Below are 23,749 nucleotides of genomic sequence, written 5' to 3' on the forward strand. Positions count from 1 at the left end.
CACCCCCCAGGTCATCCGTTCGACAGGGGGGACCAGCCATGCCGGGCCCGGAGGCCAGCGGCCCTCTTGCAGGACCGCGAAGAAGATAACGGGGGGGGGACATGCTCAGGTTGAACTCGTAGTGTTGTCCCCTTGGATACTCAGCGGGATCTAGTGACCTGACGCCCCTGATAGCAGAAAGCGCGGTGGGGGCTCGCACTCGTTCGGTCCGGCGGTCCGTCAGTCTCGTTGTTGCGGTGGTGGCTGGGTTTCCCAGTGGCTACACAGGCCCGCGTGCCTCGGCGTGCGCTTTCCGTCGGAGAACGAAGCAGCACGCGACGCCACATCAACGAACCACCGGCCCTTGGGGCCTTGGGTGACGTCGTACTCTACCTTCGCGCGGAGAACAGCGGCTTTCGGCCCTGGGCCGAGGACCACACCACGATCGTCGCTTGCCTTGGCCGGCCTGCTCGAACGAAGTCCCCGACGACGCACCCAGCAGCCCGCGTCTCCCTGCCGAGGACGTACCCTTGCGGACACCTGTGAGGCTCGCGGTGAAGTGGCTGTGCGACGCGAGCCCGGAGCAGGACCACCACTTTGGCCTCGCCGGTGTCACCGCCGCTGCCCTCGGAGCGGCCGCGATCCAGGAACACGGCCTCGCCCGCCCCGCACTCGAACGCTACGCGGCAGAACTCGCGGACGCCTCCCCGGCCTTCTGGCAGGAGCAGGGCATGGAGATCGCAGGCGAGTTCGCCCTGGCGCTCCAACAGGCAGGGACCCACTGCCCCTCCTTGGACGAACACCTCAGAGGCACCGCCGACGCGGTCGCCTTCTTCGAGAGCATTTCCGCCGACATCACCGACGGTGTGGACCGGCTGGTGAGCCTCGGCGTCATCGAGCAGTCCGCCGCCTCGGCGATCCCCCGGCAGACCACGCACCACCAAAAGAACCCCGGGCCCCTCCAAGCCGCGGTCTCCCTGTGCGAGGCCCGGGAGAACTACCACCTGGGGCAGATGGCGGCAGGACTCCGCACCCTCGTCCAGGAGGGTTGGGCCCATCACCGCATCACGCGGGACGCCGTGTCCTTCCTGATCGCCCAGCAGAACACCCACGGAGCCTTCGGCTACCCGGCCTTCGACGACCCGATGGCACGTCGGCAGGCCCAGTACTCCTGGACGCGAAGTGTCATCATCGCCCTTGCCGCCGTGGCGACGACCGGGCGACGGGCCCTCACGGTCACTGACGGGGTGCTCGCCGGGCGCGCCTTGGGCTCTACGTTCTTGATCGGGTTGATCGAGCCATTCGTAGGGTTGGGTCGCCCAGGGGTGCTGGGTGTGGCTATCAGTGGGCTGCCGTCTCGTGGTTCTCATCGCTTCGCCGCCCGGCACCCCACGACGACTCGGCCGCCGATTAGGAAGCGTGAACAAGTTGCTGAGTAGAGCAATCCGGCGAGGTCGTCGTAGCGAGAGCAGAACGAGCACACACGTCAGGAGCACGATGAACTGGCGTGCAGTTTGGCCTGCTTGCCCTGGGCGGACCACACAGTGATGGGCGAGCCCTCGAACGGGCCGAGCGGCACATCCGGTGTCAGCAGACCGTAGATCATGCAAGCCTCCCCCTTGTGCCCATCCACGCGCTGCCGATAGTCCCTCGGCGAACGCGACCTCGGCATGCGACCAGATCATGCCGAGTTCCTCCAGCTGGTCGACCCGCTCCCGGCTGAGGTCCCCACGGGTATGGGCACTGCGCTGCCGGGCGATCCAGATCCCCAGAGCGAACCCGTCCGCGGTCCGGTACACGTATGGGACCGCCAGGTCACGATGGTCACTGCGGACCTTCCTCGCCTGCCGGCCGACGTGCACCGGGTGGTTGTGGTGGTCAGTGTTGATCCGCTGCAGCCAGGTGCTGTCTTCACCCGGGCGCCTCACTGTCGATCAGCCAGAGCGGAGCCTCGCCGTCGTCGGACCACACCCGCCGCGCCCAGCGGCCCGGCGAGGTGAGGCGGCCGGCCCGGATCCTACGAGCCTGTGCAGCCGCCGGGCTTGTCCGATCGAACACTGCCCTGCCGTGAGGGTGACGACGTCGACATTCATCGCTGAGGCTCAGGACGCGGTTCCCGCACATTGCCCGTGCACCGGTAGGGAGGCTAGCTGCGTTGGTGCGTGGTGAGCGGGATCTGTTGTCCTGTGGAGTCGAAGGCCACGAGGAGGAGTTGGGAGTCCAGGGCCTGGAGGTAGCGGCGGAGTTGGCGTTGGCTGATGTCTTCGACCGGGAGGCGTTCGAGGCGGGAGATGTTGGGCTGGGCGGTGCCCATGCGGACTGCAACATCGGTCTGAGTGAGGCCTGCTCGCTCTCTCAGCTCCGCGAGTCTCATGCGTCACCCCTGCCGTACCTGCGGAAGGCACTGGTGTCGCTGATCCAGGCGCCGAGAGGGACCGTGTCGCCGAAGATGAAGGGCTCACTGTTCTGGTACTTGCCGTGGTACGGATCGTCATGAACGGTGATGGTGCCGTTCCGCGGATCGATAATCATGTACAGGCTGATTCCCATAGCGGGGTAATCAGCCATCTTGTCGACATAATAGTTGCTCGGGTTGGACTGCGACACCACTTCGACACACGCCAGCACCTCGTGCGGAGCAAGGGAATCCCGATCGGAGTCGAGCGCTTCCTCCTCGCATACCACCACGTCGGGCCGACGCAGGCGGCCCACCCCGGGATCCTCCACCTCGGGGCCGGTCTCCGCGATCCAGCCCGGGTGTGTCGAGCCGATCTGCCAGTTGATGTGGTCCCGAACCCGACCGGCGATCCTCTCGTGCCGATTGACCGGGCTCATCATCATCATGACCGGACCACCGACACCGATCTCCACCGTCCAGGCACCCTCAAGATGCTGGGCGTACTCCGACGGCTCGTCGGCGATCTTCCGCAAGCGGGCATAGTCCATACTCACCCCAGCAGGATATCAGAAACGATATAAACTCTTGAGGAGTCTCCCGCCACATCCAGTGGCAATTCATCGCGCGACACCTCATAACTTGAGGGTGCCCCGAAGTTCTCGGACAGCAGTCCTTAACTTGATTTTTAGCATGTGCGGCGGGGCCGCGGGGTTGCTGACTTCTTCGTCCGTCGTGCATGTCGCGGGTTCGCCTGAGTCCGTGCTCCTCATGCCATTTCGTCCTGCAGGTGAATGGGAAGGGCTCCAGCGCGGCCTCCCCAAAGTGCGGGAGGGCCGGCGCTAGCATCCTCGGCGCGTGACGTACGTGCCCCCGGACGGCGGGGCGCGCCCCCTAGTGGATGAGGTGTTGTTATGGCCGTTCGTGACAAGAGCGAGACCATCGGGCGCAGCGGCCTGGTGGTCCTCGATGTGGCGGTCGCCCACAAGTCCTCCGTCGAGATCCGTGAACCGCGCGATGTCCTCACCCTCAGCCGGAAGGTGAACGGTGTGTCCATTCAGCTCGTCGAGGACCGCAACTTCACTACCCTGAAGACAGCTCAGACAATTCCGTGGGGAGCGATCCGTGCTCAGGGGCCCGAAGGCACTGAGGTGCGCTATCGCGTTCGCACGCGCGGGGACGTGACTGGCAATCCCGAGTTTGACTGAAGGTGAGGAGTCAGCTCGGGGGTCTGGGTCTCCCCCGCTAGCGCCTTCGGAAGGTCGGCCGCATCCTTGCGAAGGCCACCGTTCCTGCTGACGACGTCATTGACGCTGAGATCGTAGAGAGCTGGCCCGTAGGTGAGGGGAACCCGGCAAAATTGCCGGGTTCCCCTATTTCCAGCGGCTGCGGTGGCGCAGGTGACCATTTTTGCTGGGGGGCCTGGGGGGAAGAGCAGCCCTTCGCGTTCATGGGAAATGGCCCGCCCTCTTGGCGAACCCCCGCTCGACTGTCTCCAATTGAAGACAGGCCTCACGTGTGAGTGGGTGGTGGGGTGGCAGTGGGTGGGCGTCAGCGGGCTCGTGATGTGGGTGTCCTGGTAGGGGGTGTGGGGCGGGGTTGTGGTCGCTGTCATGGTTTTCGCTGTTCCTGTGTGTGGGGTTGGCGGGGTCGGGTGGGCTGCCCCGTATGACGGTTCAGGGAGGTCCGGACGGGTGGGGCCGGGGCGGGGTTAGCTGAGGCTGTGCCGGCAGGGGGTGCGTCGTTGCCGCGGGGTGTGGTGGTGCGTCGGGTTCTTGCGGTGGATGGGGAGGGGAAGCTGTCGCGGTTGCATGTGCGGATCGCGGCGGAGTTGGCGGGTGTGTCGGAGCGGACGGTGTGGCGGTGGCTGGCCGATGGGCGCCGGGGCCATGTCGAGGCGCGGCCGCGGCAGGACGGGTTTTCGCTGAGTGACGCCTTGTGGGGAGGTCCTCGCGGAGGCGGGTGGGAACGTCGCGGAGTTGCGGCGCAGGATGCTCCGGGCCCAGGGAGAGGGGGCGTTGGAGGGGTGGGGTGCGCAGTGTGCGCCCTCGCTGGCGACGTTGCACCGGGTGATCAAGCGGGATCTGGGGGTGGGCTGGGTTCTTGAGGTGGCCCGTCCGGCTGGGCCTGGGTGGGGCTGGTGCCGAGCCGGTATGACCGGGTGCTGGCGGATTTGGGGCTCGTCAACAGGGCAGGGTGGTCTGTTTGTTGTCGACGGGCCGCCCGCTGACGTGCCGGTGCCGGAGGGCGCCGCAGATGCGGGGGTGCGGGGCGGCGGTGTGCGTTGTGCCAGAAGCTGTTGGGGCGGCCCGGGTCTCCCGCTGTCGCCGGTGTGGCCTGCGGGCAGAGGCTCCTGGCAGTCACCGGGGCACGCAGTGGGTAAGGCGATCGCTGTAGCTGGCAGAGCAGTAGGAAGAGCCGCTCGTGGTCGCAGGCACGCACGATGACCGTCTCGCCTTCCTCGAGGTCGCCGGTGCCCCAGCCGGTGGTGTAGGGGGAGGGGTGGCCCGCTGCGCTGCTCGTCGCTCATAGCGATGCCCCCGCATCGTGCACCTTGTACCAGCGTGACTTCCGGCATACGTACCGGCGTTGCTACCTGCGCACCTTCCCGCGCCGCTACCAGCTCCTACGCCGCGCGCTGAGCATCTGCGCTGGTCAGAGCCGATGGGTAACCTGAGGTTGCGCGCCGACACATCTTCTCCATAGGAGAAGAGGCCCCTTTCTCTCCGTACACCGATCCGGAGTCGGGAGCGGGCTCACCTGGACGGGCTAGGCTCTGTCGTGGCCTGCGCCGGGATGGAGCGCGTGGGAGAGGCCCCGGTCCCCGGTAATACGGGACGCAGTACGGCAGGGGCCGTCCTGCGCTTGATGAAGATCGCTCCAGCTCCTTGCCTCGCTCAGTGGCCTGGAGCGTGCTCGGGGGAAGTCAAGGCCCGAGCGTGTGTGCGGCTCAGGTACTCCGCCTGTCATGCGGGGCATCGGGACCGACCTCGGAATCCTGCTCATCGTCAGAGTCCGTGACCGCCTCCAACTGCTCCGCATCTTCTTCATCCGTCGCGGACCGTCTTGGCATTCTCTTCGCAAGAGGCGGCCATGATGTCGGCGATTTGGTGCTTAGCAGCACTCTGTCGATGTCGATCTTAGGTAGGGATGACGCGAGCTGTTCCATGGCGTGGCGCCCGAGAAGTTCGTCTATGCCGAGCCTGGGCAGGGAGGGCAGCAGATGCTCCAAGGGCGGTAGGTCAATAATCTTGCTTATGTCGAGCTTCGGCAGAAAGTCCTCGTAGTGCTGTGCGAGTTGATGGAAGGCAACGAGCGCTGGGTCAGCGGAGAGCTTCAACATCCTGACCGGGATCCGAACCGGCGTCAGCTCGTGGCACAGGAGCAGGAGCCTTTCGGTGCGATCCTCTCGTGTATCGATTCCCGAGTGCCGCCCGAGCTCCTCTTCGATGCCGGCCTGGGTGACCTTTACATGATGCGCATTCGTCACGCTTCGCATACGCATCCGACGCTCGACAAGCCGCTATCGCTGGGACGGTCGCCCCCCACCCGACGCCTCAAGTCATCCATTCGCCGGTCGGTCTTAGGCTTCGGCCTCCGGACAGCACTGGCCACTCCGCGGCGTCGGCGAGCCGTCAAGTGTTCAGCTGGCACCCCAGAAGGCGTCCTCGGCCTGCTGATCGGCGGAGAACAGCCACACCTCTGCGATCTTGTCGCCGTCGACCCTCAGCACGTCGACGCCGTCCATCGACATCTCGTTGCCGATGCGCTTGGCCGAGAAGTGGATGGGGATCGCGACAAGCGTGCCGTTGACCATGGGGGCACCGGTCAGCTGGAGTTCGAAGGTTCCCTCGGTGGCTGTCATCTGCGCGGCGAGCATCTCGCCCACCGCTGCTCCACCGGTGTAGGTGCCGGAGACCGTGTTGCTGCCGGGCTGGTGCCACACGATGTCGTCGGCGAACAGGCCTGCGACCGCGGCGAAGTCCTTGGCGGACACGGCGTCGACGTAGCGGCGGGCGACGGTGAGCGTATTGGACTTCATGGTTCTCTCCTTTGTCGGGTTCTTGCTGCTGGAGCCCTATACTCACCATCGGTAACCAGTCACCTCAACGTAACCAATGGATCGGTGTGACGCATGCCACAGCGCCTGGAATTCAAGGTGATGACAGCGACTTGCCCCTCCCGCACGTCGCTGGCCCGCATCGCCAACAAGTGGACCGCCATGGTCGTCATCGCACTCAGCGCCGGCAGCATGCGCTTTCGCGACCTGCGCACCACGGTTGACGGCATCAGCGCGAAGGTCCTCACCGACACCCTGCGGGACCTGGAGCGCGACGGCCTTGTCACCCGCCACGTCTACGCCGAGGTACCTCCGAGGGTCGAGTACGAGCTGACCGCGTTGGGACGCACCCTGCACATGCCTCTGGAGGCGCTGAGTCGCTGGGCCGTGGAGCACACCGACGAGGTACTCGCAGCGCGCGACCAGTACGACGCCCGCGGATGAACGTTCTACGGGCCGGGCTGGTCCGTCGCGACGCCAACCCGGCATAGCGAGAAGCCCCCTCATTCATGAGGGGGAGGAGTCACAGAGAGCAATCAGATGCCTCGGGCACCGACGCGGACCTGTTGTGGCGCGTCCGCAGCAACATCGTGCTCCCGCTCCTGCATGCCTTCGACGACGGCTCCTACCCAGCACCCCTGGGCGATCCAACCCTACGAATGGCTCGACCAACCCAAGTCCGGGCGGCGCGCGGGAGCTGCATCTGCTTCGAGGACGAGGCAGGCTTCACGCGACGGCCGCCCAAAGGACGTACCTGGGGCTGGCGCTGCGTCACCCCGGTCGGGACGGTGAGCGCCCGATGCTCGGGCCGCCTGTCGGGCCGGACTTATCGCGATGCGGCCCGGCTCCCGCACCCGGCTGTGCCACCGTCTGCGCACCCACCCAGCCGGCAAAGGCACCCGTCGCAGCGTGGACGAGCGCGACTTCATCGCGCTCGTCCACGGCGTCTACCAGATGGCCAAAGCGGCACCGGCCTGACCCTCGACGACCCAGCCTCACCTTGACGGCCGAAGTCAGTGACGACTCTTGGCGATCTTGCCGTTGCTATGTAGGTCGTGTTCCGCGCCTCTTGGCGGGCATGGGTGAGCAGGGCCCGGCAACCGGCGTAGATCACCAGGCGTGTTTGGGCCGACGCCTCATGAGGTATGGGGCGAACCATGTCTGGCCCCCGATTGGGATGGTCAGATCCTCTGTGCGGAAGCCGTCAAGCACATGCCTGGGAATGCGGAATTCTGAGTCGCCCTTGCTGAGTGCTTCGACGGCGGCCAACTCCTGGCTGTCGGTCAGCGTGAAGCGGCGTAGGCCATTCCATCGCCGATCGCGAATTTGGATAAACCCAGGACCGCGCAGCCACACGCATTTACCAAGGTAATACTCTTGACGCCACTGGCGGAGTATCTCGTCGCCATCTGCCCCCGCGTGAAGCTCCGAAGGCGGATGCAGATGGCTAAGCGTAAGCCAGGGCGGGGCTCCCTCTTCGAGGACTAGTCGCCAGTCTACGAATACAGCCAGAGAAGTCAGATTTCCGACCAATCCAAGCGTGTGGCAAGCCTGCTCTAGGGCTCCGTCGGGCGATAGCACCGTCCATTCGGGAAGCTCCACTCTGCGTGCCCCTTGATCCCACAATGACTGGGCAATGACAGCAGGGGGGCCATCGATCGTAATCTTTCCAAGATGCATGCCAGCGACGGTTCGGCACGAGTGCTCGTAATCTTTCCAGCAAGTCACCGTCAATCTAGTCGAGGATGGTCGTACCAGACTGGTTTGCGGCCTGTTAGGGCTCCCGGCAGCACCACCCGTATCGGCGGATGGGTGGAGCGACGGTCGGTTCAACGGGCTTCTCTCGCTTACTTCCGGCAGGTGACGAACGGGGAAGATCTTAAGCAATTCCTGATTCTCCATGCGAGGAGCGACATGGATGAATGTGCCATCGTCTGTGAAAATCAGCCCCAGCTTCTTCCACTTACTCAAGATCCGCATTGCCTGAGAGTCGTCGAAGTGGGCATGTGGAACCGCTTGGGCTGTCTTGGCTACAAGGGCACCGAGTTTGTGCGGCTGGTCGAGAAGGCGAAAGAGGGCGATTTCGACGGGGTCATCGAGCACGTGAGTTAGCCAAGCGTATGAGCGTCGCCGGTTCATCAGGACTATTCGATCTCCCAAATCGGTGTGAGTCAAGCGGCTCCACTCGTGGGCTTCTATCCATACTTGCAGGCCTTCATTGAGTCGCCGAATGACATCTCGCCCTATTCCCTTTGGTGAGGCATCGAATACGTAGGCGAGATCGAATAGTTCCGCTTCAGGCAAGGCGTATGTGAATCCGTAAAATTCCGCCGACCTTAGCGGGAAGAAACCAAGCTCAGGTTTAGAGAAGTACGGACTGTACCGCTCGATGGCGATACGTGCGGATTTTCTAGTTGGGGGTTCCAGGTGCTCGAGTGCAGGAAATTGGGATATTATTTCATCGTAGTCCTCTGGGAGCTCTCCCGGAAATCCGTGGAGATAAAGCCACTCAATGGAGAGACCCGCCTCCTGGCCGTCTCGCAGAAACCGCACATTTTGGCATCCGGTGACTCCCTTGTCCATCAGTCGCAGGACTCTGCTACTCAAACTTTCTATTCCTGGCTGCACGAACGTCATGCCCGCCGCCGCAAGCTGCCCGAGTTGGTCGCGCCGCAAATTCGACTTCACCTCGACATGGAAACGGAGGTGGTAGTCATCCTGAGTAAGTAGGGGTACGAGTGACTTCAGGTATCCCATTTCCAGAATATTGTCCACAAGGTAGATATCCAAGATTCTATGCTGGCGGACCTGCTCAATAATTTCCGAATAGAACTCTTCCCCTCCTTTGCTTCGAAATTTCATCAGCGATCCGTTCAAGCCGCAGAATGTGCACTGATGCTTCTCTCCCCACCAGCAGCCACGGGAGCCCTCCAACGTGAGGGCGGGCACAGCCCATGAACTTGCAGCTGATTTCCTCAGCCTCTCGAAGTAGCCATGATAGTCAGGTGTCACCAGAGAACCGGGAGAAATAGGGATAGTTGACATCGCATTCGCCGCCGAATGTCCTGAGGTATCTCTCCAACATAGCCCTGGAATGTCTTTCAGTTGTCCATCATTAGAAAACGAATTCAGAAGCCGCGGAAAGCTGATCTCCCCCTCGCCGCGAACGACGTAGTCGACGAAGGAGAAGTTGCGATGGACGGCTGCGCCTTGCTCCGCGTCAAAGCTCGATCCTCCCAGCACTGTGACGATGTGAGGAGCCATCTCTTTGATGCATTTCGCCCCAGCCAAGGCCGACGTCGTCTGCTGGAACATGGCAGTGAAACCGACCACATCAGGTTCTTCCGAGACGATCCGCTTTGAAATATGTGTTACAAATTCTGGCGCCAAGGTGTGCAGATCTACCGATTTTTGGATCAAATCGGGACTGATCTTCCCTGTCAGGAACTTAGAGAATTCACGAACCCGCCACTTCGGATCCCCGTAGAGAGCAGACGAGAAAATCCAGTCGCCTACACCATAGAAGTAGGAGTTGAGTGAAAAGTACCCGTAATCGTCCGATGTGAAATCTGTCCGAGAATCGATCCAGTCGATGTAATCGATGTTTGCGTAATGAACTTCCACGCGGCAATCCTCGATGCCGGCCTCTGCTGCAGTTTTCAGTATTCCAATCCCGAGGCACGGCAGATCGACAGGCGCCCACGGCATGTTGACAAGAAGGACCTTCATGCCCTGACTCCCATATTCCGGCAGGGAAAGTCTCATCGCGCTATTTTCGAGGTGGTGTATACTGTGTTGTCATCCGTTTGTTCTTTTCCTGTCTCTTTCCTGCTTTCCCTTCCCTGTCTCCTTCTTCTGCGACTCCTCCTGGTTCTGCCGGGTGTCCTTTTCCGGCACCTCCTCGGCCTCGCGTGTATAGGTCGGCCCGCCCAGGCCGGCACTTTCACGTGATCGCCGCTTGTCCGCACCCTCCTTCCCCTTCCCCTCCTCCGGGCCGCCCTGCGTGACGTCTTTTCGCATGTCACTTCACTCCCGCCATGGATTAGACCTACATTTCTGCATTTTCTCCCGCATATTTTACGCGTCGACGAAAAGTCATGCGAGTGGAGCGGCCCGGTACTACAGCTTCGGATCTTTGTGGTGTGGTCCGGGGCACCTGGTGATCATGCGGGTGTGCAGGTCACGAGGCGTGACCATGCCCCGTTGAGGGCCGTTACCATCTCCTGTTGCCGCCAACGAGCTCGCCGCGTTCCGTGTTCAGCATCCACTGCCTGTTTCGGATGCACCTGCCACAGCAGCGCGTACCGCACCACCCGCGGTTCCGGAGAGTGGACTGCTGCTGGGGTCGGTGAGCCAGGCTGTGATGACTCGCGCGCACTGCCCCGTCATCACCGTTTCGCAGGACGACGTGAGCAGCCCAAGAACGAGGAGAGGATTCGACGCGGAGGGCACTGCCGGGGTGGACGACGCCGGCCGTCGGCGCGGGCAACGTGGCTGGTACGACAGCCCGGTGTAACGGGCAGGGGCTGCTCAACACCACTCCGCCATCAACCTGTACCTGTCCCGGCCACCCTCCGCACGGCAGAACTCCACCCCGCCGTACGCCAAAACCGCCTGCCGGTCTGCCCCAACTGCCTCGACCGCACGCGGCGCATCCTGCACGCGCTCGCCACCGCCGCTGAGCGCCGCGGCTACCGCGCAGCAGCCCCGTCCTCCGCCGAGGACACCTTGCTCATCACCACCGACCACGACGCCTTCCCACTGCGACTGACCGAGTCGACCGAAGCCGCCCTCGGCCCAGAGAGCGTCCGATACGCCTGGCAACCCGTCACCACCCACACGACCCGACCCTCCCACAACCTGGACCTGCGCCTTTCCCATGACTGGGGCCACCGCGGCCGACGCCACCAATGGGGAGACCGCACCCGCTGGCGCCTGGAAGACAGGCTTCCCCACCTACTCGCCGAACTCGACCACAGAACCCGCACCAACGCAGAACGCCGCAAAGCCCAGCAGGATGAGGAAGAGGAAACCCGCCGACGGTGGCACGCAGCCATGGAACGCGCCCGTACAGCCTTCATCGACGCCCACCGAACCAGAACCCTCAACGACCAAGTCGATGCCTGGCACCAAGCCCAGCGCATCCGCACCTACTGTGACGCCCTCCACGCACGCCTTATCGAAACCGGATGCGACGGGCCGAGACCGTGACGCAGTGGATCAACTGGGCTCGGGATCACGCGGACGCCCTCGACCCCATTCCTCAGCGTTCTGGAATGCCCACCGCTCCGTCGCCGACCCCTCATGACCTGCAGCCCTACCTGCGCGGCTGGAGCCCCTGTGAACACAAACGACGATGACGCAGCTGCCTCAGCGGAGGGACAAGCTGTAGAGCGAGCCTGCACTCGAGACCCGTATCCACGCGACAGGCGACGGGCGGCAACTGCGCCGCCCGTTGGCTCATCTTGTTGGGATGGTGAATTCGACCCAGAGGGGGAAGTGGTCGGAGACGTGCCAGGACAGTTCGGTGAGGGTCTTGTCGTCCTGGAGCTGGGGGACGAAGTTGACCTGGCCGCCGGCACCCGTCTCCAGGGTGAGGACGGGGCGGTGTTTCTGGCCTTTGGTGAACCAGGCGATCTGGTCGTAGAAGTGTTCCGCGCCGGCGTCGTCGAAGACGGTGCGCGGCAGTCCGGTGAGTTGTGGGGCGGGGACGAGGCCGGTGGAGGTGAAGGCTTCGAAGAGGGGGTCGTCGGCGCGGTCGATGTTGAAGTCGCCGAGGGCGATGAGGTTGTGGTTCCAGCCGAATTCCTGTTCCGCCCAGTCGGCCAGCCACTGGGCGATGGCCCGTAGTTCCGGTACCCGGTCGGCGGGGTCTTTGCCGTAGAGGACGTGGAGGGTGACCAGGGTGAAGGTCTGACCCTGGGAGAAGAAGCTGACGGCGTAGGGGGTGCGGGCGAACTGGCGGTCCAGATCGGACGCGGGGACGCCTGCGTCCTGCTCGATCGGGACGACCAGCTCGCACGCCAGCCCCGACGGTTTGACGCGGCGGGTGTCGAACAGGAAGGCCAGTCGTTCGTTGTTGCCGGCCTTCCCCTCGGTGACGTCGGTGAGGATGAACGCCCAGTCCTCTCCCAGCACCTTCATCAGGTGGCGCAAAGCCCGCAGGTTCCCGCGGACTTCCTGGACGGCGACGACGTCGAACCTGCGGATCACCGCGGCGATCAGGTGGACGTCGGTGAAGTTCCGCTTCGGCGACGCCCCCTCCTCCGTGCTCCAGGCCTTGGTGAGGCCGCCGAAGGCTCGCAGGTTCCAGGTCGCGATCAGCAGATTCGCCCCGTCCGTCTTCGACGGCAGCAGCGTGTCGAGGGTCTCCTCCCAGTCTGCGATACGCGCGGCCACCCGCCGGGGTGGCGCCAGAATGTCGGGTTACAAGGGCACAAGAACTCCTTTTGCCACAGCTGTCGCTCTGAGGGTCCGCGACCGTGCAGGCCCCGGCAAGACGGCAATGCAGTGACAGAGCTGCCGGACGCAGCCCAGAAATCACGCTGCTGTCGGGTCATCAGAGGTCAGGGCAGGGCGCGCCGTGGTTGCGGAACTGCACCCTCTCCTTGCCTCTGCTCGGCGACGTACCGGTTCGTTTCGTCGGTCATGAGGTGTGCGAGCAGGATGCTGGTTGCCCGTCCGCTGAGGGAGTGGGCAACTGCGATGAGGCGCTTGTGTTGGTGTACGGGCAGGGACAGAGCAATGCTCGAGGCGCGTCCGGGCAGGCCGAGTGAGTACGCGACACAGATCTCCGTTCTGGAGTACTCGAGCAGGTCGAATTGCGCGGCGTGGGGACCGTGCCCGTCGAGGAGCTCGATGAGGGCTCGCGGGTTGGTGATAGTCCGCTCGGTGAGCTGGGTCGATGGGTAGCGCGCCAGGTGGTCCCTGCGGGAGTTGAAGTCGAGCTGGGCCAGGAGGCTTTTGCCGACGGCGCTGGCGTGGCCGGTGTCGGTGTCGGTGAAGGGTGCCCATTCGTTGACCGGGGGAGCGGTGCTGCTGTGCGCGGCTTCGTGTATGCGGATGTCTCCGTCGGTGTAGCTGCTGAGGTAGACCGCGGCGTCGAGGTCGTCGCCATCTGTTCCGATGGGACGCGCAACGCGCCCTCACCATCCAGACGATCGGACAACCCCCGTTCTCCCTCGGGGATCACAAACGAGCAGAAGTGACAGCCTCGAGCCTGATAATGATCACCAGGAGTCGGCGTTGAGAGCAGCGGAAGCGTCGGCGTATCGGTGCGCGCGATCGGCTGCTGGGTGTCAGTGCCCTGTATGACACTGGACGCATGGCCAGGTATCCGCGGGTGGAGTGCCCCGTGTGCGGCGGCGTCTACGCCGGCGCGCCGACGAGCGCGTTCGGCATGGTGTCCGTGCATGACCACAAGCGCACGGCCCGGGCCCTAGTGCTATGCGAAGGCGGCATGCGCCGGGTGCCTGCCTCCGACGCCTCCGGGTATCAGGACGAGCTCCCTGACGCCGACGGCGAGACATTCTGGTCCCAGGCGATCCCGCTGTTCTGAGCCCGGCGCCTCGTCATGTCCCACGAAGCGGGCGGAGACCGTTCGCAGAGCGTGGCAGCGCTGCACCCTTACGCCAAGTCCTACACCCTGCCCTACACTGATCAACTGTACGGCTATCAGTGTCGGTGCAGGTCAGGGCTGGTTCCTGGGTGTGGTGGTGAGTCCGACGGCCCCCTCACTCCCTTCTTCCCTTGGAGTTGTTGGGGTTGGGGTGGGGGAGTGGCCGTACAGGTCGACGGGCAGGGCACGGGCGCTGGTGCTGCTGGCGCTGGGGATCGTGAAGGTCGCCACGGTGGAGCAGCTGCGGCAGTTGGTGCTGCCGGGCACCGCGGATCTGCAGACGGTCCGCAACGCGTGCAAGGACCTCAGGCACGCCGGTCTGGTGGAGTCGGTAGGGAAGACCTCGCGCGCGGGTGCGGGAGGCCGGCCGGTGTCGCTGCAGTTGTGGAACCTGACCACCGCGGGCCTGGCGGCCGCGGTGAGTGAGCTGGGCCGTCCGGTCAAGGAGATGGGCGGCACAGCGCGGGAGGCAGCGAAAGCCGGTGCCGCGCACGCGCTCGCGGTGACGGACACGATCGACGCGTTCCGGCAGTCCCCGCCGTTGCCGACGAAGCCGGTCGCCCGCCGCGGCAGTGTTCCGGTGCAGGGCCGGGAGCTCCTGGCCCGGCCGCCGGGGCTGGGGCACTTGCGCGGGTGGGAGACCGAGGTCGCGCTGCCGGTGGTGGGCACGTTCACGGCGCCGGGGAAGGGGAGCCTGCGTGCGGACGCGGTGCTGCGGGCACCGGAGGACGGGCTGCCGGTGCTGTTCGTCGAGGTCGACAACCACACCGAACCCCCGGCCACGGTCGCGGCCAAGATCGAGCGCTACCGGACGTTCTTCCAGCGGCAGGTGAAGGACCACCGCGGCCAGGAGGTGGAGCTGTGGTCCACGGTGTGGGAGGACTCCGGCCGCGGCGGCTATCCGCCCCTGGCGCTGGTGTTCACCAAAGACGTCGGCCCCGAGGCACGGGCACGGCGGGTGGCGGCCATCCGCGACGCCTCCCGCCCGCACTGGCAAGCCCGCTGGACCAGCTACCAGGGCTGGTCCCACGACGCCCGTGAGAAAGACGGCTGGCGCGACTACACCGGCACGGTTCCCGTCATCGCCACCCACCTTGAGGACCTGAAGGCCAAGGGCCCGCACGGGGCGGTCTGGTGGCGCTTCGGCCATTCCGAGGGGCAGACGCTCACCCACGCTCTCACCAACACGAACACCCACCAGGACTACCTCGCCCGCAGCGAGCAGCGCGAAGCGGCCCGTGCCCAGGCGGAGCCAGAACGGCGGACGGGCTGGGGCGAGCTTAAGCAGACGCCGTGGCCGTGCCCGTCATGCGGTAAGGACGTGTTCCCTGGCACGGTGGGGGAGGACAACTACCAGCCGGCGGAAGGCGAGCGGTGCAGGAGGTGTGAGCTTGTCCGCCGCGATCTGCTGGCGGAACGCGACGCGGCGGTGGATGCTGCCCCGAGCAACGGGATACTCGCGCGTCTGCGTGCCCGCGCAGCCGACCGGGCGAACCCATGACCCTGGCCTGTTGAAAGCGCAAACGCCGGGCTCCCCGATTCCATCGGGGGTTCCCGGCGCCACTTCCAGGGCCCAGAGGGCCCGACACCCCCAGTACTACGCCCGGCTCCCGGCCTGCTCAGCGCGACGCTCCCGGCCGTGCACCTTGTACCCGCGCGGCTTCCGGCGTACGTAGCGGCGTTGCTACCGGCGCACCTTCCCGCGCCGCTACCGGCTCCTACGCCGCGCGCTGAGCATCTGCGCTGGTCAGAGCCGATGGGTAACCAGACGTTGCGCGCCGACACCTCTTCTCCAAAGGAGAAGAGGCCCCTTCTCTCCGTAGGCCGAGGCTCCGATCGCCCGGAGCCGGGGGCGGGGGCGGGCAAGTTTTCTCTTGGCCCGCGCAGGCCACCGTTGGAACCGGCTGCGCCCCACCGTGGTGTACGAGGACGTCCGTATGGCTCAGGGGCTACGAGCCGGCCTTCACCGTCGAGGCCTGAGGGCGGGTTCGGCTGGGTGAGCGGCGAGTTGCAGCGTCTCCGGCCTGGGGTGCCAGGTTGTGGCGGAAGATAGAGGGCGCGCGCATCGTCATCGGGAATGGTGCACGGCAGTGGGGGAGGTCTGGGTGCGTTTTGAGGTGTGGGTGGAGCCGGTGGTGGGGGAGCTGCGTTCGTTGCAGGGCTGGTTGCGTTCGGATCCTGATGTGCGCCGGTCTGCCGTGGTCGAGGTGCGTGGGAGTGCGCCGCGGCCGGGGGAGATGGGCACTGCACTTGACATGCTGCAGCTGGTGACAGGGAACGGGTGGAGCGCGGCATCGTTCGTGCTGGCGCTGGTGGCGTGGCGGCAGACCAGGCCGCAGCAGCCGCAGGTGGAGATCCGTCGGGGGGACACGGTCATCGTCCTCACGGACTGCTCCGATGAAGAGATCGAGCGGGCCACCAGGGCACTCGCCGCTGCTGCTGATGACGAGGATCAGGCCGGGTGAGCGTGTTGCCCGACCCGGGGGCGTCTCGGGCGGTGTTGGTGGGAACGAGCCGCTACGACCACCTCGAGCGGCTGCCGGCCGTCTCGAACAACCTGACCGCCCTTGCCGATCTCCTGACCGGTCCGCTGTCCCTGCGCATGCCTGCCCCGCACGTGACCGTTATCGAGAACCCGCCCGACCCGGCCACCGTGATGGAACCGCTGCGGCAGGCGGCCGCGGAGGCCACCGACACCCTGCTCGTCTATTACGCCGGCCACGGCCTTATCGACCCCCAAGACGCCCTCGCTCTCGCTCTGCCGCACACACAACCCGACCGGGTCGAGACCTGCCTGAGCTATGACTGGCTGCGCCGGATCCTTCTGAGCTCCCGCGCGGAGCGGCACATCGTCCTCCTCGACTGCTGCTACAGCGGTCTGGCCCTCGGCAGGATGAGTGCCTCGTCCAGCCTTGCCGACCAGGCCGCCGTCGAGGGCAGTTTCCTCATGGCGGCCTCGGCCGAGACCCGCACGGCACTGGCACCCGTCGGAGACACCTACACGGCGTTCACCGGCGCGCTCCTGGACACTCTGCGCCTCGGGATACCCGACGGCCCGCCCTTGCTGGACCTGGGAGCCGTCTACAAGCATCTGCGGGAGACCCTGGAAGCCCGCGGACACCCCATCCCGCAGGCCAGGGACCGCAACAGCGGCGCCCGTGTGGCACTTGGGCGCAACCACGCGGCTCTTCCTGCCCTACCTATCGCCGTGGGGGAGACCGCAGAGGCCGGGCAGCGTCTCTGGCCCGATCCGCATGCGATTCGCACCGTCACGGGGTTCTTCACCACACTCGCGGACGTGCGGGAGACCAGCGGGCTGACCCATCAGGCAGTCAGTCAGCGCTCGGCGGGTCGCATCTCGGCCGGCACTGTCAGCACTCTGCTGAACCGCCGCACTCTTCCCACGACATGGGCAACAACAGCCGCTTACCTGTCGGCCTGCGGCGTCCCTGACGACCAGATCACGCAGTGGCACGCCATCTGGCAGCGGCTGCGCAACGAAGCACCGACCGCAGACACTGCGAGCGAGGTCGTCCAGCAGACAGAGGAGCCTCAGACGAAGAAGTTGTGGCAGCGGTCGTTCTCGGTCTTCCGCCGCGAACGACGTCACTGACCCACAACAGCAGGCGTTGATGATGCCGACGGCTGTGGCTTGGGAGCGTCAGGACGGTCCGACTCATTCCCGAACAGCGTGTTCCAGCCGGCGATAGCCACCAGCACAGCCACCAGGACGACACCCGCGGACGGTTTCTTCCACCGGCTCGACGCCGATGACGGCTTCACGTGGTGCCCTGCCCGGTAGTACCCCTTGCGAATCTGAGCCACAGTTCCACATCCCCCGATGCCAGCACCGATACCGATATGCGCACGAGTGTCTCAGCGACGAACCCATCACGGTTCTGGAACTGATGAGCACGGCTGATTCTCCACTCTGGCGACAAGGCGCCACACCCAGCCCCTGGCCGACTGTCCCTCCTGAAGCCCTCGAAGTATGGGCCTACCCTTACGCCCACTCCACGCCGAGGTTGGCGAGTTGCTGGCGTTGTTCCTGTGACAGGGCGGTGCGTCTGCTTCGGGTGTTGGTGAGCCAGATGCCGAGGCGTACTGGTGTTCCGTCGGGGAGGTGTTCTTCGTGGGTTCGGGGGACGATCACTCGTCCTTCGCGTGCGGTGTATTGGGTGAGTGCGGCGATGCCCCGCTCGAACGCCCCGCTGGTTCGCCGCCCCCGCGCTGAGCCGGGCGCCGGTACAGCCGGCTGCTCGGTGGGGGTGACTCCGAGGGCGGTCAGCCGCTCGCGCTGCCCCCGCGCGAGCCGTTTCCAGTCCTGCCGCTGTGTGGCCAGCCAGCGGCCGATGTCAGCCCCGTGGACCATCGTCCCGGGCTCCACATAGGCCAGGACGCTCCCAGGCGCTACGAGGCTTTTCAGGGCGGTGTAGTGGCGTTGCCAGTCGGTGGTCCATCCGAGTTCGCGTACGTTCCAGTCGGGGTCGATCGCGGCGAGCTGCGCTGCGCGTCTGGCGGCGCGTTCGGGGTCTTTGCCGAGTCCGCCCTTCTTGCGGGTGTTGGCGAGCCATTGGCCTACGGGTTTGTCCAGGATGGTGGCGGTGACGGGGGCGGCCAGGGTCGCGTAGGCGTCGTAGTACGCGCGGGCTGCGGCGAGGGTCTCTTCCCAGGCGGCGTCTGCCGGGTCCCAGACGATTCCGAGGTCGTCGAGGTCGGCGGCGCGCTGGGGGTCCATGCCGCCCGTTTTGAGTGTGCGGCGCTGGTCGGACAGCCACCGCCCGAGCGGATATCCGGGCACGCCCGGGGCCCCGCCTTCGGTGTGGTCCCAGGGCACGTTCAGGTGACCTTCACGCTGCCGGTAGGCGGTAGCGGCCCGGTGTCCTGCTTTCCAGTTGGCGTGCTCGGGGGAGATGACGTTGTACCGGACGAACCGGGCGATCAGCGCCGGGTCACGGTGCGTGCCGAACCGCAGGAGGACTCGCTGCTCCTGATCGTCGTCACTCTCGGGAGCCTCACCGAGCCATGACGACGCTTGTTCCGTACGGTTTGCGTCTTCCTGTGGAACGGCGAGCATTTCCACGGCGCGGGAATCGTGTGCCCGAAGACCGGACAAGACCTTCACCAACGGGCCATAGGACGCCGAGTACGGCATGTCTTCGTCTGGCACTTCATCAGGTCCGAGGAATACCGGGACGATCAGTGTTGCCAGTTTGCCCTGGTCGGGCTTCTGCCGCAGTGCCCGGCCGATCGCCTGGACAATATCGACTGCTGATCCCTTGGGGTCGATCAGGGCAACGGAATCCACGCTTGGCGCATCAACCCCCTCACCCAGGACGCGGCAGTTCGACATCACCGCGCGCCCGGCCCGTGCACCGAACTCCCGCAGCTTCTCGGACCGCGTCTCCGGCTGGTGCTCGCCGGACAGCCAGCCGGACCACACCACCGATGGGTGCCGCTCCGGCTCGGCCGCATGCATCCGAGAAGCCACCCTGCCGAGCCCTTCGGAGAAGGCCCGCGCCTCGATGGTCCGGTGGTGGAAGGTGATGGTCTTGCTGAGCTTGTGCTGCGCCATTGTCTCCAGCAGGGCGGCCTGGAGGACGGCCAGGCGCTCGCCGCGTACGTGTTCCTCGGTCCGCTCCTCGCCGTAGAGGACCTCCGGCGTCAGCCGACCGTCCCGCAGCTCGGTCACGACAATCTGGTACCGCGCAAGCAACCCACGCGTGACCGCCTCCGACAGCGACAACTCCCACAACACCGGCCCGAAGATAGCCGGGTCGTCCATGGAACAGGCCAGCTCCTCCAGCAGCCGGTCCACCGCCGCCGGCCTCTCCTCCCCATCCACCGCGCCCTCGCGGCGCCACCTGCGCGGCGGCCGCTCCTGCCACACCCGCGGTGTCGCCGTCATATACAGCCGCCGCATCGCTGGCAACAGCTCCTGATCGTGCACCGCCGCCCACGCCTTACCCAACGACCCCGACGTCCGGTGCGCCTCGTCCACGACCACCAGGTCCCACACGTCCATCGGGAGCCCGAACGCGCCCTCATGAGCCGCCATCAGCACCGGTAGCGAGGCATAGGTCGCATAGACCGTGACCGCCCCCCTCCCGTGCCACAGGGCTAGCTGGGGGGCGCTCGTCGTGGAACGCACCCCGAGCGCATACAGGCGTGGGTCGTCCTCCATCGAGCACACCGCCACCGAGGGACCGCGGTGCCCGTACGCACGCCACTCCCGCACCGTCTGAGCCAGGAGATCCAGCGTGGGGAGAAGAACCAGCACACGGCCGTTCGGCACGATGCGGTGCGCCGCCGCTGCGGCAATGAACGTCTTTCCCGTACCGCAGGCAGCATGCACCTGACCCCGCAGCCCGTCCAGCGGAATGGTGCTCCCTGGCGGGATTTCCATTCCCGAAACGATCGCTTCGACTGCTTCCACCTGATGCGGGCGGAGTTGGATACCCTCGTTCACCGGCAGAACTCCATTCACACCGTCCAGACCCAGGCTCTGCACGCCTACCTGCGCTGGCGCAACAAGAATGCACGTCACCCGGACGTCCTCGACGCCCAACGACGTGAACGCGCCCGTATACGCAGCGAGAAGGGCATCCGCTGGGGCGGCAGGCCCGCGCTCGCAGCGTGAGGAACTCCGATCAGAGCTCTTCCGCGACGTCTTCGGACGCCCAGATCCGGAACAGCGAGAGTCCCTCGGTCAGATTGCCGGGCCCACAGACGACGTGAAACGTCTGCTCAGACGTCCACGCAATGACCCAGTCATGCTCGTCTCGAGTAACCCGCTGATGGGGATGCTCCCGGTCAGCCAACTCCGTCTCTTCAAGATTGATCTTGACGAACCACCCCGGGTTGTCGGTCGTCTCGACCCTCACGCCCCATTCGTGTTCCCAGTCGCCATCGCACTGTGAGGAATACCAGCTCTGCAACCACTCAAGGACGTGCTCAGGTCCGGACATGAACGCGATGGTAGGCGACCACACGTGACCAACGGACCCGGTGAACCTCCCGGTCAGGGCACTAGCCGACGCTGCGGCGCCGGAGGACCTGTTCACCGGCGAGTGGCAGAACCGCTCTGGAACTGCACGAGTACGGCCAGGGCCCCGCGTTCCAGAAACGAGCCGCCCGCGCTGAGCTGCTGCACCGCCCACACCAGCCGCACAGCTGCCCGTGCGGCAGCTCCTCGACATGCTGCCGACCGCGGTCTGCCCCTGTCGTTTCCGGGCTTGGTGACGGGTGCGCCGATGTGACCGCCAAGGGAAGGTCTCGTCCCTCTTCACTGCTCAGCGTCGCGAGGACCTCGGTGGGAGTTCCATTCCTGCTTCGGCTGCTCTACCTGAAGCGGCGCACGGCATGCACCCAGGTGTTGTCCTGAAGATGTGGAACTGCGGGAGCGGACGTAGCTGACGGGGTGCGCGCAGTGTGTGGCGCACCCCGTCGGCTGAGGAGGGTCAGTTGTAGCGGTTGGCGAGCTTAGTGGAGCTGTAGACCCAGGCGCCGGGGTTGGATGCCCAGCCGGCGAGGGCGCCGTTGAACATGGCGTCGGGGCGGGCGGTCCAGGTCCACATCTTCACGACGTCGTCGCTCTGGTGGTTCATGATGGCGAGGTCGTCGCGGCCGTCTCCGTTGTAGTCGCCGGTCGCCATCTGCAGGCGGGCGACGTCCAGGCCGCCGGCGCTGTTGAGGGTGACCTTGGCGGAGCCGAACTTGTTCTGGCCGTCGACCTTCTCGAACAGCATGGTGCTGGTCTTGTCGCTGCCGTCGTCGTAGGCGTACCAGACCAGGGTGTCGTCGTGGCCGTCGCCGTTGAAGTCACCGGCCTGCGGGATGGCCTGGTCCCACTTGAGGGTGGTCTCCCACCACGTTGTGGGGTTGGCGAAGGTGCCGTTGGGCTGGGTGGTGAAGACGTAGGTCTTCATCCCGTTGCCGCCCTGGTTGTAGTAGACGCCGAGCTCTTCGCGGCCGTCGCCGTTGAAGTCACCGGTGACGAACTTCGTGCTCGTGCGCAGCCACGAGCCCGCGGGTGCGGACCAGGAGGCGACGGGAGTGTTGAAGGTGCCGTCGGTCTTGGTGGTGAAGGTGTGGAGCTTGGTGACGCCGTCGGCGCCCGCGTACCACACGGCCATGTCGTCGCGGCCGTCGCCGTTGAAGTCACCGGCCTGCGGCGTCATGTAGCTGTAGTGGAAAGCCCCACCGGCCGGCGAGGCCCAGGCCTGGACCGGGGTCGCGAAGCCGCCGTCGGTCTTGCCGAGGGCCACGAACGCCTTCACGCTGGTGTCGCCGTAGCCGCGCACCATCGCCATGTCGCTGCGGCCGTCGCCGTTGAAGTCCCCGGAGACGAACTTCATGAACTTGGCGTCCCACTCACCCGCCGCTGCGGCGTAGGACTTGAACGGTGTGCTGAGTGCTCCGTTGTCGCCCTGGCCGAAGAAGGTGTAGGTGGCGTCCGTTCCGGCGGTGAAGTCGTACCAGGTGCCGATGTCGCTGCGGCCGTCACCGTTGATGTCGTTGCGGACGACGGTGTTGCTGGACCACTGGGACTGGTTCTGGGTGTTGTGGACGACGAGGTTGCCGCGGTCGGTGAGCGTGGCCGTGCCCCCGGCGGCGGTGGTCTGGGTCTGCCACAGGGTGGTGGTGTCGGCGGCGTTGCGGACGACGAGGTTGCCGTTGGCGTCGAACTTGGCGGTGGCGCCTGCGTTGCCTGCGGTGCCGGTGGACCACAGGGTCTTACCGGCGTTGGAGGCGATGATGAGGTTGCCGTCCGTCTGCATGGTCAGACGGGCGGCGGCAGAGACCAGGGTGTCTCCGGGAAGCAGCTGCTGGCCTGCGGTGAGACGGCTGCCGAAGGTGAGGTTGTCGGCGCGTGCGGCGATGGCGTCGTTGCGGGTCTCGGCTGCGTCCTGGTTGAAGCATCCGCCCTGCCAGGAGCGGGTGGCGATGGCGACGAGCTCAGGCGTGCCGTTCTTGTCGCGAAGGAGCGGGGCTCCGGTGTCGCCGCTGCAGATCGCGTCAGTCGCGGTCTTGCCGGCGATGTTCACCTCGGTCTCGCCGACCGCGTTGACGGCGAAGGCGGAGGTGTGGAGCTTGGTGGGGGCCCACTCGGTCTTGGTACGTCCGTAGCCGGCGACCGCGAGCGAGTCGCTCTGGGCAGCCGGGGTGGTGGCCATGGCGACCGGGGTGATGCCGGTGGCGGGGGCCGCGAGGCGGGCCATGACGAGGTCGCGCCCCGGGCGCGGCACGAGGTCGACGATCTCGCTGACGTGGCCGCCGGTGGTGGTGACGTCGGAGCGGCCGATGGTGGCGACGGTCTTCTCGGCGGGCTTGCCGGGGGTGAGTTCGGTGAGGCCGCCGGTGAAGCAGGAAGCGGCGGTGAGCACCCACCGGGCGTCGACCAGGGCGCCCGTACAGGCGCGCTTGGTGTCCTCGCTGTCACCGATCTCGATCCGCGTGGTGAACGCGTACGCCCCGGCAGCGGCAGCGGGGCCGGTGGCGGCCTGCGCGGGTGCGGTGAGCGTACCGACGGCCATGGCGGCGGCCGTCAGGCTCGCTGCCAAGGCGGCACGTGGTCGTATTCCAGGCACTTTCGTTTCCTTAGACGTCGTTTCTTATGGCGTGATCGCTCGTTGATCCGTGCATGACGGATCTGGTTGAACGGCTGGTGCCGGACGAGTTGTGGGTGCTGTTCCGG

The 23,749-nt window shown here is 65.8% G+C and carries 19 protein-coding genes and 3 pseudogenes; 11 read left to right on the plus strand and 11 right to left on the minus strand.

The window, feature by feature from the left end:
- The first annotated feature begins 509 nt into the window (after positions 1-509).
- Positions 510-1,418: a hypothetical protein gene (locus tag ACIQMR_RS37340; RefSeq protein WP_401397398.1), complete on the plus strand. Its 909-nt coding sequence runs from the start codon at positions 510-512 to the stop codon at positions 1,416-1,418.
- A gap of 303 nt (positions 1,419-1,721) precedes the next feature.
- Here the strand turns inward: ACIQMR_RS37340 and ACIQMR_RS37345 are convergent.
- The 3 genes and pseudogenes from ACIQMR_RS37345 to ACIQMR_RS37355 all read right to left on the minus strand — a co-directional run.
- Positions 1,722-1,907: pseudogene (locus tag ACIQMR_RS37345) on the minus strand (helicase associated domain-containing protein); the annotation flags it as partial.
- A 218-nt stretch (positions 1,908-2,125) separates the two neighbouring features.
- Positions 2,126-2,353, minus strand: coding sequence for an XRE family transcriptional regulator (locus ACIQMR_RS37350; protein WP_401397351.1), 228 nt, complete (start codon positions 2,351-2,353; stop codon positions 2,126-2,128).
- Positions 2,350-2,925 (minus strand): Uma2 family endonuclease, encoded by a 576-nt coding sequence (locus ACIQMR_RS37355; protein WP_401397393.1) that lies wholly within the window; start codon positions 2,923-2,925, stop codon positions 2,350-2,352. The genes ACIQMR_RS37350 and ACIQMR_RS37355 overlap by 4 nt, the downstream gene beginning before the upstream one ends.
- Positions 2,926-3,288: 363 nt before the next feature.
- Here ACIQMR_RS37355 and ACIQMR_RS37360 point away from each other — a divergent pair, with 363 nt between their 5' ends.
- Together ACIQMR_RS37360 and ACIQMR_RS37365 are read left to right on the plus strand one after the other, a co-directional pair.
- Positions 3,289-3,582 (plus strand): hypothetical protein, encoded by a 294-nt coding sequence (locus ACIQMR_RS37360; protein WP_385480074.1) that lies wholly within the window; start codon positions 3,289-3,291, stop codon positions 3,580-3,582.
- A gap of 2,093 nt (positions 3,583-5,675) precedes the next feature.
- A pseudogene (locus tag ACIQMR_RS37365) lies at positions 5,676-5,822 on the plus strand (carbonic anhydrase); the annotation flags it as partial.
- Between the two features lie 195 nt (positions 5,823-6,017).
- Here the strand turns inward: ACIQMR_RS37365 and ACIQMR_RS37370 are convergent.
- Positions 6,018-6,416, minus strand: coding sequence for a nuclear transport factor 2 family protein (locus ACIQMR_RS37370; protein WP_401397354.1), 399 nt, complete (start codon positions 6,414-6,416; stop codon positions 6,018-6,020).
- Positions 6,417-6,509: 93 nt separating this feature from the next.
- Here ACIQMR_RS37370 and ACIQMR_RS37375 point away from each other — a divergent pair, with 93 nt between their 5' ends.
- Positions 6,510-6,878 (plus strand): winged helix-turn-helix transcriptional regulator, encoded by a 369-nt coding sequence (locus tag ACIQMR_RS37375; RefSeq protein ID WP_401397357.1) that lies wholly within the window; start codon positions 6,510-6,512, stop codon positions 6,876-6,878.
- Between the two features lie 390 nt (positions 6,879-7,268).
- Positions 7,269-7,412: a hypothetical protein gene (locus ACIQMR_RS37380; RefSeq protein ID WP_401397360.1), complete on the plus strand. Its 144-nt coding sequence runs from the start codon at positions 7,269-7,271 to the stop codon at positions 7,410-7,412.
- A gap of 132 nt (positions 7,413-7,544) precedes the next feature.
- Here the strand turns inward: ACIQMR_RS37380 and ACIQMR_RS37385 are convergent, their stop codons facing one another.
- Positions 7,545-10,199, minus strand: coding sequence for a RiPP maturation radical SAM C-methyltransferase (locus tag ACIQMR_RS37385; protein WP_401397362.1), 2,655 nt, complete (start codon positions 10,197-10,199; stop codon positions 7,545-7,547).
- Between the two features lie 33 nt (positions 10,200-10,232).
- Entirely contained in the window at positions 10,233-10,454 is a 222-nt protein-coding gene (locus tag ACIQMR_RS37390) for a hypothetical protein (RefSeq protein ID WP_401397365.1), read from the minus strand.
- 708 nt (positions 10,455-11,162) lie between these two features.
- Here ACIQMR_RS37390 and ACIQMR_RS37395 point away from each other — a divergent pair.
- Positions 11,163-11,645 (plus strand): hypothetical protein, encoded by a 483-nt coding sequence (locus ACIQMR_RS37395; RefSeq protein WP_401397367.1) that lies wholly within the window; start codon positions 11,163-11,165, stop codon positions 11,643-11,645.
- 249 nt (positions 11,646-11,894) lie between these two features.
- On the opposite strand, the gene ACIQMR_RS37400 is transcribed toward ACIQMR_RS37395, so the two are convergent.
- Both ACIQMR_RS37400 and ACIQMR_RS37405 read right to left on the minus strand, forming a co-directional pair.
- Positions 11,895-12,833, minus strand: coding sequence for an endonuclease/exonuclease/phosphatase family protein (locus tag ACIQMR_RS37400; protein WP_401397370.1), 939 nt, complete (start codon positions 12,831-12,833; stop codon positions 11,895-11,897).
- A 167-nt stretch (positions 12,834-13,000) separates the two neighbouring features.
- Positions 13,001-13,561 (minus strand): IclR family transcriptional regulator C-terminal domain-containing protein, encoded by a 561-nt coding sequence (locus ACIQMR_RS37405; protein ID WP_401397396.1) that lies wholly within the window; start codon positions 13,559-13,561, stop codon positions 13,001-13,003.
- 197 nt (positions 13,562-13,758) lie between these two features.
- Between ACIQMR_RS37405 and ACIQMR_RS37410 the strand changes: the two genes are divergently transcribed.
- The 4 genes from ACIQMR_RS37410 to ACIQMR_RS37425 all read left to right on the plus strand — a co-directional run bounded on the left by ACIQMR_RS37410 (position 13,759) and on the right by ACIQMR_RS37425 (position 17,665).
- Positions 13,759-13,992: a hypothetical protein gene (locus ACIQMR_RS37410; protein WP_401397373.1), complete on the plus strand. Its 234-nt coding sequence runs from the start codon at positions 13,759-13,761 to the stop codon at positions 13,990-13,992.
- A 211-nt stretch (positions 13,993-14,203) separates the two neighbouring features.
- A complete protein-coding gene (locus ACIQMR_RS37415; protein ID WP_401397376.1) occupies positions 14,204-15,553 on the plus strand; it encodes a replication-relaxation family protein in 1,350 nt (449 codons plus the stop codon).
- A gap of 604 nt (positions 15,554-16,157) precedes the next feature.
- Positions 16,158-16,517 carry a hypothetical protein gene (locus tag ACIQMR_RS37420; RefSeq protein WP_401397378.1) on the plus strand — a complete coding sequence of 120 codons (360 nt, stop codon included), beginning with the start codon at positions 16,158-16,160 and terminating at the stop codon, positions 16,515-16,517.
- Positions 16,514-17,665 carry a caspase domain-containing protein gene (locus ACIQMR_RS37425; RefSeq protein WP_401397381.1) on the plus strand — a complete coding sequence of 384 codons (1,152 nt, stop codon included), beginning with the start codon at positions 16,514-16,516 and terminating at the stop codon, positions 17,663-17,665. Before ACIQMR_RS37420 ends, ACIQMR_RS37425 begins: the two co-directional genes overlap by 4 nt.
- A gap of 390 nt (positions 17,666-18,055) precedes the next feature.
- On the opposite strand, the gene ACIQMR_RS37430 is transcribed toward ACIQMR_RS37425, so the two are convergent.
- Entirely contained in the window at positions 18,056-20,521 is a 2,466-nt protein-coding gene (locus ACIQMR_RS37430; RefSeq protein WP_401397384.1) for a Helicase associated domain protein, read from the minus strand.
- 12 nt (positions 20,522-20,533) lie between these two features.
- Between ACIQMR_RS37430 and ACIQMR_RS37435 the strand changes: the two are divergent.
- Positions 20,534-20,692, plus strand: a pseudogene (locus ACIQMR_RS37435) (IS630 family transposase); the annotation flags it as partial.
- Positions 20,693-20,702: 10 nt separating this feature from the next.
- Here ACIQMR_RS37435 and ACIQMR_RS37440 read toward each other — a convergent pair.
- Together ACIQMR_RS37440 and ACIQMR_RS37445 are read right to left on the minus strand one after the other, a co-directional pair.
- Positions 20,703-21,020: an immunity 53 family protein gene (locus ACIQMR_RS37440; RefSeq protein ID WP_401397387.1), complete on the minus strand. Its 318-nt coding sequence runs from the start codon at positions 21,018-21,020 to the stop codon at positions 20,703-20,705.
- A 492-nt stretch (positions 21,021-21,512) separates the two neighbouring features.
- Complete coding sequence (locus ACIQMR_RS37445; protein WP_401397390.1) at positions 21,513-23,615, minus strand: FG-GAP-like repeat-containing protein; 2,103 nt, start codon at positions 23,613-23,615, stop codon at positions 21,513-21,515.
- Positions 23,616-23,749: the final 134 nt, after the last annotated feature.

It is taken from the genome of Streptomyces sp. NPDC091376 (genome assembly GCF_044757085.1).
Classification (GTDB): domain Bacteria; phylum Actinomycetota; class Actinomycetes; order Streptomycetales; family Streptomycetaceae; genus Streptomyces; species Streptomyces pratisoli.

Excerpts from the sequence above, each read along its gene's own strand:
- ACIQMR_RS37440 (WP_401397387.1), bottom strand. The coding sequence starts at position 21,020 with ATGTCCGGACCTGAGCACGTCCTTGAGTGGTTGCAGAGCTGGTATTCC.
- ACIQMR_RS37390 (WP_401397365.1), bottom strand. The coding sequence starts at position 10,454 with ATGCGAAAAGACGTCACGCAGGGCGGCCCGGAGGAGGGGAAGGGGAAG.
- ACIQMR_RS37375 (WP_401397357.1), top strand. The coding sequence starts at position 6,510 with ATGCCACAGCGCCTGGAATTCAAGGTGATGACAGCGACTTGCCCCTCC.
- ACIQMR_RS37360 (WP_385480074.1), top strand. The coding sequence starts at position 3,289 with ATGGCCGTTCGTGACAAGAGCGAGACCATCGGGCGCAGCGGCCTGGTG.
- ACIQMR_RS37385 (WP_401397362.1), bottom strand. The coding sequence starts at position 10,199 with ATGAGACTTTCCCTGCCGGAATATGGGAGTCAGGGCATGAAGGTCCTT.
- ACIQMR_RS37350 (WP_401397351.1), bottom strand. The coding sequence starts at position 2,353 with ATGAGACTCGCGGAGCTGAGAGAGCGAGCAGGCCTCACTCAGACCGAT.
- ACIQMR_RS37380 (WP_401397360.1), top strand. The coding sequence starts at position 7,269 with ATGCGGCCCGGCTCCCGCACCCGGCTGTGCCACCGTCTGCGCACCCAC.
- ACIQMR_RS37370 (WP_401397354.1), bottom strand. The coding sequence starts at position 6,416 with ATGAAGTCCAATACGCTCACCGTCGCCCGCCGCTACGTCGACGCCGTG.
- ACIQMR_RS37355 (WP_401397393.1), bottom strand. The coding sequence starts at position 2,925 with ATGGACTATGCCCGCTTGCGGAAGATCGCCGACGAGCCGTCGGAGTAC.
- ACIQMR_RS37410 (WP_401397373.1), top strand. The coding sequence starts at position 13,759 with ATGGCCAGGTATCCGCGGGTGGAGTGCCCCGTGTGCGGCGGCGTCTAC.